Source organism: Planktothricoides sp. SR001, assembly GCF_001276715.1.
Classification (GTDB): Bacteria; Cyanobacteriota; Cyanobacteriia; order Cyanobacteriales; family Laspinemataceae; genus Planktothricoides; species Planktothricoides raciborskii.
In genome coordinates, this window is record NZ_LIUQ01000004.1 from 113,956 (window position 1) to 127,808 (window position 13,853).

12 protein-coding genes are annotated in these 13,853 nt (G+C 42.2%); 4 read left to right on the forward strand and 8 right to left on the reverse strand.

From position 1 onward, the window contains the following. Positions 1 to 322: 322 nt before the first annotated feature. Entirely contained in the window at positions 323 to 2,704 is a 2,382-nt protein-coding gene (locus tag AM228_RS33945; protein ID WP_054464798.1) for a DUF4157 domain-containing protein, read from the reverse strand. Between the two features lie 327 nt (positions 2,705 to 3,031). Here AM228_RS33945 and AM228_RS03905 point away from each other — a divergent pair, with 327 nt between their 5' ends. Both AM228_RS03905 and AM228_RS34875 read left to right on the forward strand, forming a co-directional pair. Continuing rightward, positions 3,032 to 5,041 carry an ATP-binding protein gene (locus tag AM228_RS03905; protein WP_054464799.1) on the forward strand — a complete coding sequence of 670 codons (2,010 nt, stop codon included), beginning with the start codon at positions 3,032 to 3,034 and terminating at the stop codon, positions 5,039 to 5,041. 3 nt (positions 5,042 to 5,044) lie between these two features. Then, positions 5,045 to 5,233: a hypothetical protein gene (locus AM228_RS34875; protein WP_072160639.1), complete on the forward strand. Its 189-nt coding sequence runs from the start codon at positions 5,045 to 5,047 to the stop codon at positions 5,231 to 5,233. A gap of 122 nt (positions 5,234 to 5,355) precedes the next feature. On the opposite strand, the gene AM228_RS03910 is transcribed toward AM228_RS34875, so the two are convergent. Next, positions 5,356 to 5,769 (reverse strand): c-type cytochrome, encoded by a 414-nt coding sequence (locus tag AM228_RS03910; protein WP_369817669.1) that lies wholly within the window; start codon positions 5,767 to 5,769, stop codon positions 5,356 to 5,358. 225 nt (positions 5,770 to 5,994) lie between these two features. Between AM228_RS03910 and petG the strand changes: the two genes are divergently transcribed. Next, positions 5,995 to 6,090 carry a cytochrome b6-f complex subunit V gene (gene petG, locus AM228_RS29140; protein WP_072160640.1) on the forward strand — a complete coding sequence of 32 codons (96 nt, stop codon included), beginning with the start codon at positions 5,995 to 5,997 and terminating at the stop codon, positions 6,088 to 6,090. Positions 6,091 to 6,093: 3 nt separating this feature from the next. Here petG and rsmD read toward each other — a convergent pair whose 3' ends face one another. The 3 genes from rsmD to AM228_RS03925 all read right to left on the reverse strand — a co-directional run bounded on the left by rsmD (position 6,094) and on the right by AM228_RS03925 (position 9,533). After that, the gene (gene rsmD / locus AM228_RS03915) at positions 6,094 to 6,681 is read right to left on the reverse strand and encodes a 16S rRNA (guanine(966)-N(2))-methyltransferase RsmD (RefSeq protein WP_054464800.1); all 588 of its coding nucleotides are present in this window, start codon (positions 6,679 to 6,681) and stop codon (positions 6,094 to 6,096) included. A 596-nt stretch (positions 6,682 to 7,277) separates the two neighbouring features. Next, the gene (locus AM228_RS03920; RefSeq protein WP_054464801.1) at positions 7,278 to 7,865 is read right to left on the reverse strand and encodes a YkgJ family cysteine cluster protein; all 588 of its coding nucleotides are present in this window, start codon (positions 7,863 to 7,865) and stop codon (positions 7,278 to 7,280) included. A 156-nt stretch (positions 7,866 to 8,021) separates the two neighbouring features. Continuing rightward, positions 8,022 to 9,533, reverse strand: a complete 1,512-nt coding sequence (locus tag AM228_RS03925; protein ID WP_054464802.1) for a glycosyl hydrolase family 57 — start codon at positions 9,531 to 9,533, stop codon at positions 8,022 to 8,024. Positions 9,534 to 9,663: 130 nt separating this feature from the next. Here AM228_RS03925 and AM228_RS03930 point away from each other — a divergent pair, with 130 nt between their 5' ends. Then, positions 9,664 to 10,557: an alpha/beta fold hydrolase gene (locus AM228_RS03930; protein ID WP_054464803.1), complete on the forward strand. Its 894-nt coding sequence runs from the start codon at positions 9,664 to 9,666 to the stop codon at positions 10,555 to 10,557. 94 nt (positions 10,558 to 10,651) lie between these two features. Here AM228_RS03930 and AM228_RS03935 read toward each other — a convergent pair whose 3' ends face one another. From AM228_RS03935 to AM228_RS03945, 3 genes are all read right to left on the reverse strand, one after another. Next, the gene (locus AM228_RS03935; RefSeq protein ID WP_054464804.1) at positions 10,652 to 11,845 is read right to left on the reverse strand and encodes a GNAT family N-acetyltransferase; all 1,194 of its coding nucleotides are present in this window, start codon (positions 11,843 to 11,845) and stop codon (positions 10,652 to 10,654) included. Positions 11,846 to 11,912: 67 nt separating this feature from the next. Further along, positions 11,913 to 12,644: a RibD family protein gene (locus tag AM228_RS03940; protein WP_054464898.1), complete on the reverse strand. Its 732-nt coding sequence runs from the start codon at positions 12,642 to 12,644 to the stop codon at positions 11,913 to 11,915. A gap of 185 nt (positions 12,645 to 12,829) precedes the next feature. Beyond that, positions 12,830 to 13,825, reverse strand: a complete 996-nt coding sequence (locus tag AM228_RS03945; protein ID WP_231636592.1) for a DMT family transporter — start codon at positions 13,823 to 13,825, stop codon at positions 12,830 to 12,832. Positions 13,826 to 13,853: the final 28 nt, after the last annotated feature.

Here is a 13,853-nt window from a genome sequence, read left to right on the forward strand (position 1 = left end):
TGTGAAGGGCAATTATTGGAGATGTCTAATCGATTACAATATTGCGGGTAATAGAAAAAGAGGGGCGATCGCTTCTCAGCCACCTAGCTAGAAACCGGGTTTCTTTGATAGAATCCCACAGATAACTGCTGATATTCATAACAGAAAACCGGTTTCTTTCTCGAAAAGAGAGGCGATCGGGCCGCTAATTCAAATAGCACTAGCCATCAATAGTTCGGACAGTTTTGCAACAGCCACGTTAGAACAAAAACCCCAGCATCGGTTTTTTCTATAATTCCCAAAGATAGCATATTGCAGATTGTTTCGTTAATCTTCATAACTATTATTTATAAATATTCCTAAAGAATTGTTTGGATATTTCTGGATTCATTGCGGACAAATCTTTGATTTTGGCTCTCACTTCACTATTAAATTCCTGAGCCATTTGCAGAATTTTCACTTTCAGTGATGAAGCTGTATCTACATTTAAAATTGCTTTCATCTGCTGCTCTGCTGCTTCAATCTTCTTCGCTTCTGATGCCCCCTTAAATTCTCCATCCCCCTTGCGAATCAGCACTAATTTATCATTAATGTCTTGTGCAAGATTAGCCGCATTACCCTGTTGTTCCTCAATTTGTAAATATTCCAACCCCTTGAATTCTGGCTTGTATAAACGCAACTCTGCTACCGCCAAAAACAGACGATATAAATACTTAGAAGATCGATAAAAAATCTTGCCATTAGGCTCCCCGGCATAATGATTTAAATCTTTCAAAAAATCTCCAAACTGTTCATTGAAAGATTGCAAGTAATGCTCGGGTTTTAGGCTGCTCATAATCCTTTGTTTTTCTTGAGGATTTGCTTTAGATCCCTGAACACCAGCAACAATATGTTTAACCGCCCCTTCACTATGATAAGCCTCAGCCGCAAAGAAACAAGCTTCACCTAATAGTTGCTTGACTTGTGCTTTGAGAGTTTCAATTTCTTCTTTATTTTGTTGTTCTGCTTCTTTGTCCGGGCTGAGAACGCGAATTAATTCTTGAATTTCGCGAATCTTCGCCATCCTTTGCAAATAAAGCTTATTACTTTTTTCTAGCACTAAGTCAGAGTTTTCGTGGGTAACTCCTTGCAGTTGTTTAAGACCTAAAAACTCATCTCTCACCATTGATTGAATCTCTTTGGGCTGTTGAGCGATGAGTTTTTCTTCTTCATTACTTAATTTCGTTTTTTTGTTAACGTCAGCAATGATTTTTTGATTCTCCTCTGAAGGGTTATTCATCACTTCGTCACGAAGTTCGTAAGCGGCAATTTGATAAATAGCATCAGCTTCTTCATATTGATGTCGCGTAGTTTTCTTCTGGCTTTCATCCTGAATAGAGGCAACTACTTCCTCAACATATTTATTCCACTCCATTTGATTCATATACCGCCGTTGTTTTACCAAAGACGCCACATCTTGTGACAAGCCACCCATCTTGCCAAAACCACCATCCGGCTCATCTAAGTCAGTATCAGAAACTTGGTTTTTTTTCGATGCTTCGTCAATATTTTCTGTCACCTTCAGATAGTCTTTGGCATATAAATTGGTATCGAAAAGAGTACCTGGTTGAACCCCAAATTTTTTCTTGATTTCTCGATTAAAATCTTCAATCGCTTTAACATCATTTCCAGAGCCGGGCGTAGAGATAGTAATGTCATAGTCTGAAGTCGGATCCTGACTCCCCACTGACTTAGCAATTAAACCTTTATATTTAGAGCGAAGTTTGGAAATCAAGGAATCAACGTACCATTTACGATAATCAAAGCATAACCACATCATGGTTAAATCGCTACCATACTCACTCTTGATTTTATCCCAACTTTTATGATCTAAAAAAATTTTTTCAATTTTTTTACCGTATTTTTTAGAATCAAATTTTATCCGCGTATTAACATTATCTAAACCTCTAACTTGACGAATTTGATTAGCATATTTTACCTGGTCTAGAGTCAGTTCACTCAGTTCTCGTTGAACAGTGGAACCACCCTTCTGTTGCACCACATGAGTTAACTCATGGGCAATTAATTCCTGTCCGCCTTTGCTACCGGGATTATATTGTCCCTGTTTAAAAAATACATCCTGCCCGGTGGTAAAAGCTTTGGCTTGAATCGATTGATTCAACTGGTTAGATGTGCCATCAGTATGTACCCTCACCCCGCTAAAATCTGCCCCCATTGCCTGCCCCATTGACTGTTGCAGACCGGCATCTAACGGCTGTCCCCCACCTTTGGCCCGATTAATGGAAGATTCTAAATCCTGGGAAGCAGGTCCACCAGCGATCGCCTCTTTTGCTTGCATCATTCCCGCAAAGGGAGAAACGGTGATATCCCGACCAACGGGCTGCCGTTGCAAAACTTTGGTGGCTGGTTTTGCTTGGGCTGTAGGTGAATTAATTTGACTGACTACTTTTCGGGCAATGGTATCCGCTTCTTGTTCATACCTATCCCCAGGGGCGCCAATAGTTAACTTAGTCTGAATGGGCGGCAAGTCAGAAATATTCCCCATTAACGGATGATTTTGCAGGGCATTGGGTTCTAGGGGCGTATATTCGGATAACGGTGCTTCGCTGGTGGGCGCGGCAACGGCGTCACGCTGCACGACGATAGGTGGTGGCGCCAAGGATGGTGCTTTTTTCTGAATTTGTGGCGTCCAGGATCCGGATTTTTGCGCTTTGGTCTGGGTCATAATCTCACCTATCTAATTACTATGGAGAATTGCTGTTACATTGCTGTTACATTGTATCTGCGGCGCTTTTGACTCCTGAAAGGGAGACAAAGAGAGAAAAAGGGAGACAATTTGTTTTTGACTTTGTGATAGTTGTAAGAATCAATATCTTATCCTAAGTCAAGATTTTCTCTAAAAGTGTTTGGTTAATATTTCTTAATATTTTGCCAGCCGCAGGGTATGTAGAATAACAACCCGGTTTGATGAATAAAGTCTGATTACAATTAGAAAATGCCCTAATTATATATAAATCCTGAGACAATAGTGAGGCAATAGTGAGGCAGTAAAATGAATCATAAATGGTTTGAAGTGAATTCTCATTTTTTGTTAAAAAATGTTAAAGTTTTACAGGAATTCTTGCAGCAACAGTGGCAGCATCAACAAAATCCCGCTCGCGTGGCGCCACCGAATGAACTACCATTGGTGGAAATTCCTGAATTATCTCCACCTACAGCGTTAGAACAAGTTTGCACCACTTTTAACCTTTCTGCTTTTGAGGTTTATCTGTTGTTAATGGGGGTGGGGGTGGCGGTGTTTCCTGATTTTTCTTTTCTTTGTACTCAGTTGCACCAAAATCCCCAAATGCCTTACCCTACTTTTGGCCTAGGTTTGCAATTGTTTCCTAATGCCCATTGGAGTGCTTTTACCCCCCATGCACCTTTAAGACGTTGGCAATTGTTGCAGGTGGGAACGGGGACGGTGATTACCCAATGTCCGTTACAAATTGATGAGTGTATTTTACATTATTTGATGGGAGAAATTTATCAGGACGATCGCCTCTCTCATCTAATTAAATCTGTAGAGGATTCTGTTCCTGAGACTTTACCCAATTCCCATGAAAAAATTGTTCAAGAATTGCTGGCAATTATGAATTATGGGGATGATTTACTCAACTCATCAATGGGCTCATCAATGGACTCATCTATGGTGCAATTGTGCGGTTGGGAAACGGCGGATAAACGCGCGATCGCCGCTGCGGTTTGCCAGAGAATGAATCGCCAGGTAAAAGTTTTGTTGGCCGATCGCCTACCCACGGATCAAGAAAATATTAGTTATATTATTCATCGGTGGCAGCGAGAATTTGCCCTGACCAAAAGTATCTTGTTACTCGACTGTGACGGATTAAATCTCAGGGAACCCCTGAAACTAGGGGCTGTTTTACAATTTATTGACGATGTAAAGACTCCTTTAATTATCTCCACAGAAGAGCGAATTTATCATCCGCGAAATCCTCTCATATCCTGGGATATTCCGGGGCTTAGTTATCCAGAACAGTTAGAATTGTTAAAGAAAAATTTGGGAGGATTGGCGGCGGAACTGAATGGAGATGTGGAGGCGATCGCGGCTCAATTTAACCTAAGTCAAAAAGCCATTAAAACCGCTTGTAATTCTCTGCAAAAAAATCAAAATCAATTAGCCAAATCCACCGATACAAAACCAATATCTCATCATTTGTGGAATATTTGCCGGACAATGGCGCGACCAAGATTAGATGATATCGCCCAAAGAATCGACGCCAAAGCTACCTGGGAAGATTTAATTTTACCGGAACCACAACTAAAAATTTTGCGGGAAATTGCCGCTCAATTTAGACAACGGGCTAAAGTTTATCAACAGTGGGGATTTGCCAATAAAAATAATCGCGGTTTAGGCATGACTTCTTTATTTGCTGGTTCGAGTGGCACCGGAAAAACAATGGCTGCTGAAGTGATTGCCCAAGAATTTCGCCTCGACCTGTACCGGATTGATTTAAGTGTAGTGGTCAGTAAATATATTGGCGAAACCGAAAAGAATTTGCGGCGGATTTTTGATGCGGCTGAGTCCGGTGGGGCGGTGTTATTATTTGACGAAGCCGATGCTTTATTTGGCAAAAGAACTGAAGTCCGCGATAGTCACGATCGCCACGCCAATGTGGAGGTAAGTTACTTATTACAACGGATGGAAGCTTACCAAGGGTTAGCTATATTAACGACTAATTTAAAAGGTTCATTAGACCAAGCCTTTTTACGCCGAATTCGCTTTATTATCTCTTTTCCCTACCCAGATATTAAGGCTAGAGAGCAAATTTGGGCAAGAATTTTTCCATCTGAAACTCCTACAGAAGGCTTGAAACCGAATAAATTAGCCCAGCTATCTGTGGCTGGGGGCAATATAAAAAATATTGCCTTAAATGCGGCCTTTATTGCGGCGGATGCGGGGGAACCTGTGATGATGAAACATATTTTAGCGGCATCGCGCAGCGAATATATCAAGATAGAAAAATCTTTAATTGAGTCTGAGTTTAAAGGCTGGGTATAGTATTTGTTGTTGGTTGTTGGTTGTTGGTTGTTGGTTGATGGTTGTTGGTTGTTAGTTATTTGTTGTTGGCTATTCGTTATAGCGGTTATTGTCCGAATTACAGAGGTTTTCTGGATTCCCGCCTGCGCGGGAATGACAAGTTTTTTTGTACTTCATAACTATGACAATCGCTATATTCATTCTTTGAATTAAAAATACTCAACCACCAAAGAATCCCTACCCAACCACCAACCACCAAAGAATCCCTACCCAACCACCAACCACCAACCACCAACAAACAACCACCAACAAACAACCACCAACAAACAACAAATCTAAAGTTTTTCCACATAACTGAGTAAATCAGCCATTTCTTGGGTGGTGGGTTTAAATTGTGGCATGGGTGGGGTTTGACCGCTAATCACTTGGTGGACAATTTGAGGGCGAGACTTGCGGCCTGCAACATTGTGCAAACTCGGCCCAACTTGGCCTTTCCCCTGGGGGCCGTGACAACCAGCGCAGTTCATTTGAAAGATGGCGTGTCCCTGTACCGCGTCGCCATTGAGAGAAAGGACGGTTTTTGTGTACGGATCGGAAACCTGATACTGAAGCGCGATCGCTGTAATAGTCAGCCCGAATGCCAAGACAAGCGCCAGAAGCAGGATTCTGGTTGTATGCTGACCTGATAAACTGCGGCGGTTCGCCTCAGCTTGGTTTTCCAGTTGACCTACCTGATTATCCAAGAGCACTTTGGTTAAAGAAGATTCTAAATATAACTTTTAATTCCATTACATAGCTTAATATTTCCGCACCTAACAAGCAAGGGTGTGGGCAGACCAGATCCCTGATTTTGCCAAAAAACCGAGAATTTCATCGACAAGCATCTAGCTTAGAAACGGGGTACTATGAGAAACTGGTAATAAAGGTTAACGATTGTTGTATCTTATCTCTGACTTGTAACAAGGAGACTTAACGTGGTAGAACCCTTACTTTCTGGTATCGTCCTGGGACTGATTTTTGTGACTTTGACTGGTTTATTTGTCGCGGCTTATCAACAGTATCAGCGGTAAACCCTAGTCTGTAACTAGCCGATAGAAGGTGACGGCAGTATTTCCGTACACTTTCTGTCGGCAAATTTCTAAGATTGGCCGATCCGTTTGTGCTTCATCGGTTTCTGGGGATAAGTCGCGATCGCCAAAGCATACCGGAGGCATATCGCGGTCATGTTCGACGGCCATTTCCCCATCGGGCGCCAGCAGAGACGCGGCTAGGGAAATCACTGGCTGATATAAATCGCTGGCATAAGGCGGATCGAAATAGATGCGATCGAACTGTTGACCCGCCAGATTTTTCAACTGCTTGACCACATCCCCCCGTAAAACTTGAAAAGATTGCTCATCATTGGCAACTTTAGCTAAATTTTCTTGAATAATTCCCCAAGCCCGACCGGACTGTTCGATCGCTACTACCTCAGAAGCCCCTCTACACAATGCTTCTGCACTCATCGAACCAGCCCCGGCACATAAATCTAACCACCGACAGCCGGAAATACTTCCCTGCCAAATATTAAAAATAGCTTCGCGGACTCGCGCTGAGGTCGGGCGAGTTTGCTGTCCGGGTACGGTTTTTAATAGGCGATTGCCGTAGATTCTTAAGCTCATTAATTAGGCGCAATTCTAAACTTCCATTAATATTAAAGCATTAAAGCAATTTTTGTAGGGGCGAAGCATTCCGGCAGATATTTTTCGGTGAAAACGATAAATTTAATCCCGGAATGCTTCGCCCTTAATTGTAGGGGCAAAGCATTCCGGCAGATATTTTTCGGTGAAAACGATAAATTTAATCCCGGAATGCTTCGCCCTTAGATGTTTATGATGAATAAAATTATCGGCGGTTAGGGCGAAGCATTCCGGGACTAAGGTTAATATTTTTACCGATAAATTATCGGCGGTTAGGGCGAAGCATTCCGGTACTAGGGTTAATATTTTTACCCATAAATTATTTGCCGGAATGCTTTGCCCCTACAGCCCTGATCATAAAATTATCGGCGGTTAGGGCGAAGCATTCCGGTACTAGGGTTAATATTTTTACCCATAAATTATTTGCCGGAATGCTTTGCCCCTACAGCCCTGATCATAAAATTATCGGCGGTTAGGGCAAAGCATTCCGGTACTAAGGTTAATATTTTTACCGATAAATTATTTGCCGGAATGCTTCGCCCCTACAGTGATTTGGCAGCGATTTTGTTGGCAAAATATCATTCACCGCCATCACCAGTAAGTTGGGCAATTAAACCCACTCGTTGCAAAGCCAATGTTAAAGCTTGATTAATGGGAAATCTTTCAATTCCCGATGGATCTAGCATGGCCAATTGAATAGATATTTCAGCAAAATTCGGGGCGGGTAATCCATCAGCGATCGCGGCTTTGGTTTGCGCGACGGTTTCTGGCATCATTTCTTTGTGCCGAATACAAGCGGCTAATTCCGGTTTTCCCTGCTTATTTGTCACCGTGGCAAAGGCAAATAAACGACAAAGACTGGGACGAAATTCATAAACAGAACAACGACCATTTCCCGGTACAAAAGGGTCAGGTTGGTAGAACACACAAGGGCCACGGTTTTCCACGGCTTGCGATCGAGAAAGCCACTCCAAAGCTTCTCCTCGTTGCCACAATTCTAAGGCCAAGGGAATCATTTCTAACACCGTCGTTTCCACCTCTGGGTTTTCACAACAACGACCGCAACCAGCCGGACAATTTAACCCAGTTGCGGCTTGCAATACGGCAGTTTGTCCCTCGATTTGGGCAAAAATTTCTTTTACTTGCTGAATAACATCGGCATTCATATAATTAGGCTAAATTCCTACCCCTTAGAGGCAAAAATAAAATCATTCTAAATTTAGCGTATTTTTGCCCAAAAAGATCGCCGTAGGGTGGGCATTGCCGACCCTACGGGGAATTCCTAGGTGGGCATTGCCCACCTCAGACCGAATTTCTAGGGATTACATCAAAGCTTCACCTCGACGATAAATTTCCCGCGCATAATCCGTCCAAACTCCTTGCCCCCAGTAGCGAAAACAACTGGTTTGGAGTAATAAATTATACAGCAAAGCTTCGCGATAATCTGCTTGACGAGTAATTGCTGAATTTTCAGCTAATAAAGGGTCAAATTTTTGGTGAAATTTGGCACTTAATTGATTCATCGGTTCCAGGACATTTTCATATCCTTTAACCCAGCTAATATGATTTGTCCAAGAAGCCCCATCAACATGAAAATTATGATGTTCTTTTTTCGCATCTTGGATAGCTTTTTCTACCGCTTCCGGGGTACAATGATTTAAATCCACTCGTTCCCAGATTAAATGTTGCCCGATCGCCTGACAAGGGGGATAATCTTCCGGGTGACATCCGGCAGCTTCAATTAATTCTAAATATTCGGTGCCATTTAAAGCCACCACCTCCGCTTTTACCCCACCTTCTGCCTGAATTTTATAGGTGGCTTGCTTGAAAGCATCGGGAAATTCATTCATCATCACCCCGCCATTTTCCCCGTCGCCAATTTGGGTGACTAAAGCGGGAATAGAATTATTAGAGAAACCGGGTTTTTCTAAAAAACCCGGTTTCTGGCGATCGCGAGTTTTAGCCTCATAATAGGGCTGCATTTGCGCCACCAATTTAGTATCAGAACCTTGGGTTTTAATCAAAGCGGTGATGCTAATAGTTTCCCCGTGGGAATTGCGGGCAACTAAGCGATTTGGCAGATATTTTTCCCGCAAATAAGACCCATCTAAAGATTCTACGGAATGTTCTTGTACCATCACCCAGCGATAGCCACATTCTTTCAGGGCTTTGATATATTCAAATAGAGTATCCGGGTGATTGGGTAAGTGCATTTCTGGGGGAGAAAATCCTTTAACCCGCCCTAAAGCTTCCCAGCCAAAAATTGCGGCAAAATGATGTTGCCATGCTTGAATATGTAGTTTGATATCGGGAATGGGAGTAGTGGGAACTACGGAATGACTCCAGAGAGTTCCCAGCCATTCTACATAAGGTTGATATTCGGGATTACAGGTAATTTTTTTCAGGTTATTCAGAATATCTTCTCGCCCCATTTGTTGAAAAGCCCAGAGGAGATTTCCCGAATAATCTAACATCACACGAGGATTACAGCCATTAGCCACTAATTCGGGAATAAAATCTCCCATGCGACTGTAGCAATAGGCAAATGGCCCCGCATTATGATTATCCCCTTCTCCGGGATGTTCAAACATATATTGAAGGTTGCTAATTAGTTCGCCATTTTGCCCAGCAGGAATCGTCGGTTGGTGCATATGTAGCGCGATCGCGAATGCAGCTTTAATGTCCTCAATTTTAATATTCGTCTTTGACAAAAATACGGGTCGATCTTGGGTGGCGATCGCCTGCACGTCTGCTTCCCACCCGCAGATATTCGGCCAGCCATCAATCGATGGGCTTAAATGGGGTAAAGTCCGATCCGTTGCTGTAGCTATCATAATTTTTTAGTTTTCCAGATAATTGTCCAGGTATTTTTTTGTAAAAAATTTACATAGAATGCAAACTTATACTTATATAATATATCATGGATAGAGAAAATACATTTTCTGAATAAATCACCTAAAAATTGTGTTTGCCTCTTTTCTCCCATCCGACGTGCAAAAATTGACGGAATCAACCTCAATTTCCCTGGCGGAAAAAATTCAGCGCCAAGATATTGTCACCAGTTTGACCCCTGAAGCCATTGCTACTTCTTATGTTTGTCAAGGCAATGGCAGTACACCGATATTATTTCTGCATGGGTTTGATGGTTCCTTATTGGAAAGCCGACGACTTTTGCCATTACTCGCAACTCATTACCAAACTTATGCGATCGATTTATTAGGGTTTGGGTTTACCGACAGAATGGCAGGCACTCCTTTTAATCCCACTGCGATTAAAACTCATCTCTATTACACTTGGAAAACTCTGATTAGTCAGCCGATGATTTTAATTGGGGTTTCTATGGGAGGGGGGGTTGCCCTTGATTTTACTCTCACCTATCCAGAAGCAGTGCAAAAATTGGTACTAATTGATAGTGCGGGTTTTGCCAAAGGGCCAGCGATCGGTAAATATTTAATTCCCCCTTTGGGATATTTGGCGACTGAATTTTTGCGAAATGCCAATGTGCGGCGAAAAATTAGCCTTAATGCTTACAAAGACCCGAAATTTGCTACTACCGATTCTGACATTTGTGCCTCCTTGCATTTACAAATGCCGGGGTGGAGTAAAGCCCTAATTGATTTTACCAAAAGTGGGGGTTATAATTTTTTGGCGAATCACACTGATGAATTTGCCAAAATTCAACAAGATACCCTGGTTTTGTGGGGAGATTCTGACATAATCTTAGGCACTGGTGATGCAGAAAAATTTACCCAAGTCATACCCAATAGTCAGTTAATTTGGATTGAAAATTGCGGTCATGTGCCTCACTTGGAACAAGCGGAAATTACCGCTAAACATATTCTTGATTTTGTAGCCTAAAGGTAGGGTGCGTTAGGCGGTGACAGGAATTGGAGACATTTTCCCAAATCTAAAATCCGCCGTAACGCACCACTATATTATATAAATTTATTCATCAAAATTTTAGTTCAGGTAAGGTTTGTTTGAAAGGCAAATCCTGATTAATGGCATCGATTTGTTGTTGTTCAATTTTGTTGACTTCATTTAAATAAGGCCGTAAAATTTGACCAAAACGCTGATTATAAAAGCGATGTAAACTATGATTGGGCATAGCAGGAAATCCTCGGCGTTTTTTATGTTGTCCCCCTGCCCCTGGGTCAAAAAGTTGGATGCCATTTTGAATCCCCCATTCAATCGGTGAATAGTAACAAGCGTCAAAGTGGAGACAATCAATTTCTTGATTGCAGCCCCAATATCGCCCATAAAGCCGATCGCCTTTAGTCACACAAAAAGACATAGCTACCGGGTGATGTTCTTCCCCTTCGGGATAAGCGGCAATAAATATCACTCGGTGGCGATAATTATGATGCAGCATTTCAAAGAAATTCTTGGTTAAATATTTGCTGCCCCACCAGCCAAATTTATCGCAATGGTCGCTATAAAATTTATACATTTGAGGAAATAAACTATGGGGAATGTCTTCGCCGTGGTGTATTTTTACCACTAAACCCGCTTGCCCGATCGCCTTCCGTTCTCGTTTAATATTCCGCCGTTGGTTAGCGTTAAAAATTCCTAGGTAATCATCAAAGGTATTAAAACCTTTATTTTCCCAAATATAGCTATGGTGCAACCAACTGACGAACCCGTGACGTTCCATAACTAAACGCCATTCTGGATCGACATAGAGAAAATTGCAACCGGATACATTTTGGCGATCGCAAAAGCGATCAATTTCCCTGACCATTAACTCGGTCAATGTATCTTCATCTTCTCCAGGGGCGATTAAAAATCGATATCCCGTAGCGGGGGTAAATGGACTCATGCCCAGCATTTTGGGATAGTATTCGATGCCCAAACGATAGGCTAAATCAGCCCATTGATGATCGAAAACAAATTCCCCATAACTGTGACCTTTTAAATAAAGCGGGGCAGCAGCAATTAGTTCTTTTCCTCGCCACACGGTTAAATGAGTGGGCAACCAGCCAGCTTTTCCCACCGCACTATTGGATCTTTCGAGATTATGCAACCAATTCCACTCTAAAAAAGGCGTTTTTAAAGGCATGGCCATTGCATCCCAAGGTTCTTGGGGAATTTCTTGAATACTGTGAATCCAGGCAACAGAAATATGAGATTTAATCTGTTCTAGCATAACCACAAAAGAATAGAGGGTTTAAACTCTAGGTTAATCCAATGTCACGGGAAAAGCTAACTAAAACCTAAGAAACTCGATTTTTGATTGAATAGTGCAAAAATAGCTCTTGATCCACCTCTTTAACCTCCAAGAGTTGCAAGCGGGGCGCCATCTGGGTGGGCAAGCCTGGGCCATCTACCGGCGTTGGGGCGCGATCGCCCCCAATAAGTAAAGGGCAGACGGTCAGCCATAACTCATCAATGGCATCAATGGTCAGCAAAGAACCCACCAGTTCACCACCGCCCAAAACCGCTAGGCGTTCGAGTCCCATTTGAGCAAAATGGGCTAAAGCCGCCAATAAATCCACCTCTCCTTCTGGAGTTTCAAAGGTAAAAATATGCTCCCATTTATTATTTAATTCATTTAATTCATCAGCGGATGATTGTGATTGCCAATTTTTTACTCCTATTTTAGTGGTGACTAACCAACGGGAAATCGGTTGCTGAAAAAAACGCATTTGCGGGTCAATTTTGCCCGATCGCGAACAAATAATTTGCATCGGTTGTGGAGGTTTTCCCTGTTGCTTTCTGTGGGCTAATAATTCTGGATTGCTTACGGGCATAGCCGAACCGCCAGACCGCAGAGTTCCCGCCCCACCTAACACCGCATCCGCTAGGGCAACCTGTGTTTCTAAATGGGCTTTATCGGCGGGAGAACCAAATAAGATGGGCGATCGCATGGCATCAGAAATTTTCCCATCAGCACTCATAGCCAATACCACCGTCGTATGTGGTCGATTTAACCGATTTTCGTTCATAATCATAAAAATTAATTATTAACATTTATTCGCAAAATATAGCATAGCACTTTTCAGAGTTATAAAGTAAAAAAAACTGTCATTCCCGCGAAGGCGGGAATCCAGAAAATGTCTGTACTCAGAATAATAACCGCTATATAGGCAAACACCGAAGGCTTGCCTCTACAAAAATTGTCTATTTTTGTTTATTTTTGTCTATTTTTGTTTATTTTTTCCGGCGATCGCCGATGTTCTAGACTGAGCATGGCGACACTCAATGTCACAATTATAACACCGAATAATTGCCAATAATTCAGGGTTTCTTGAATTGTAAACCAGGCCAAAATTACTGTCAAAGCTGGGTTAGTAGCGCTAATCATAGAGGCAGAAGTTGCCCCGATTAAACTAATGCCAAAATTATTCATCAAATGTCCGGTCAAAGTGACGATCGCGGATAAAAGTCCGCCCACCCACAGCGGTGCCCAGTTCATTTCAGAGTCAGGGTTATGCCAAATGAATAAACTGATGCCAGCAAGTACCAAAGTAGTAGCAAAACTGATCCAAGTAAAGGGAACTGGATGCATTTTGTCCTCAAATATTTTTTGGGCATTCACCGTATAAAGGGCATAAGTAATGCCCGATGCAATGCCCAAAATTACCCCCACCAGACTATAACTCTGGTCGCTACTTTGGTGATGGGGAATTGTCAGAAAAATGCCAGATAAAATTAGACCCATCACTAGCCAGCGAAACCGACTGGGAGCACTGCCAAAGAATTGCCAAGAAAATAGGGCAGTAAAGACGGGATAAGTAAAAAATAGCGTCATGGCAATTCCCGTTTCAATTAAGCCAATGGAGAGATAAAGTAGGGCTAAATAGAGAAACATTAACAGTCCTCCAGCAAGCGATCGCCACAACATAATGCGGGATTCAGACTGATTTAATCCTCGAATATCTTGCCAAGTGTTGGAATAGAGTTTGCTAGACAAACCTGCCATTAATGGCACCACTAATAGCATTCGCATAAACAGCAGCAAAAAAGAATTTTCTAAAGTGGGGAGAACATATCCGCCAATGATAAACTCTCCAAACATTGTGTATTGATTAAAGAGAATTCTGACAATCACATTTTGGAAACAGAAAAAAAACGAGGCCAGCAGAACAATGGCAAATCCCAGCATACAATCAAAAGTAGACGGCATTATGATTGTACGCCTATTTTATTTAAAT

Excerpts from the sequence above, each read along its gene's own strand:
- AM228_RS33945 (WP_054464798.1), bottom strand. The coding sequence starts at position 2,704 with ATGACCCAGACCAAAGCGCAAAAATCCGGATCCTGGACGCCACAAATT.
- AM228_RS03905 (WP_054464799.1), top strand. The coding sequence starts at position 3,032 with ATGAATCATAAATGGTTTGAAGTGAATTCTCATTTTTTGTTAAAAAAT.
- rsmD (WP_054464800.1), bottom strand. The coding sequence starts at position 6,681 with ATGAGCTTAAGAATCTACGGCAATCGCCTATTAAAAACCGTACCCGGA.
- AM228_RS03920 (WP_054464801.1), bottom strand. The coding sequence starts at position 7,865 with ATGAATGCCGATGTTATTCAGCAAGTAAAAGAAATTTTTGCCCAAATC.
- AM228_RS03925 (WP_054464802.1), bottom strand. The coding sequence starts at position 9,533 with ATGATAGCTACAGCAACGGATCGGACTTTACCCCATTTAAGCCCATCG.
- AM228_RS03935 (WP_054464804.1), bottom strand. The coding sequence starts at position 11,845 with ATGCTAGAACAGATTAAATCTCATATTTCTGTTGCCTGGATTCACAGT.
- AM228_RS03940 (WP_054464898.1), bottom strand. The coding sequence starts at position 12,644 with ATGAACGAAAATCGGTTAAATCGACCACATACGACGGTGGTATTGGCT.
- AM228_RS03945 (WP_231636592.1), bottom strand. The coding sequence starts at position 13,825 with ATGCCGTCTACTTTTGATTGTATGCTGGGATTTGCCATTGTTCTGCTG.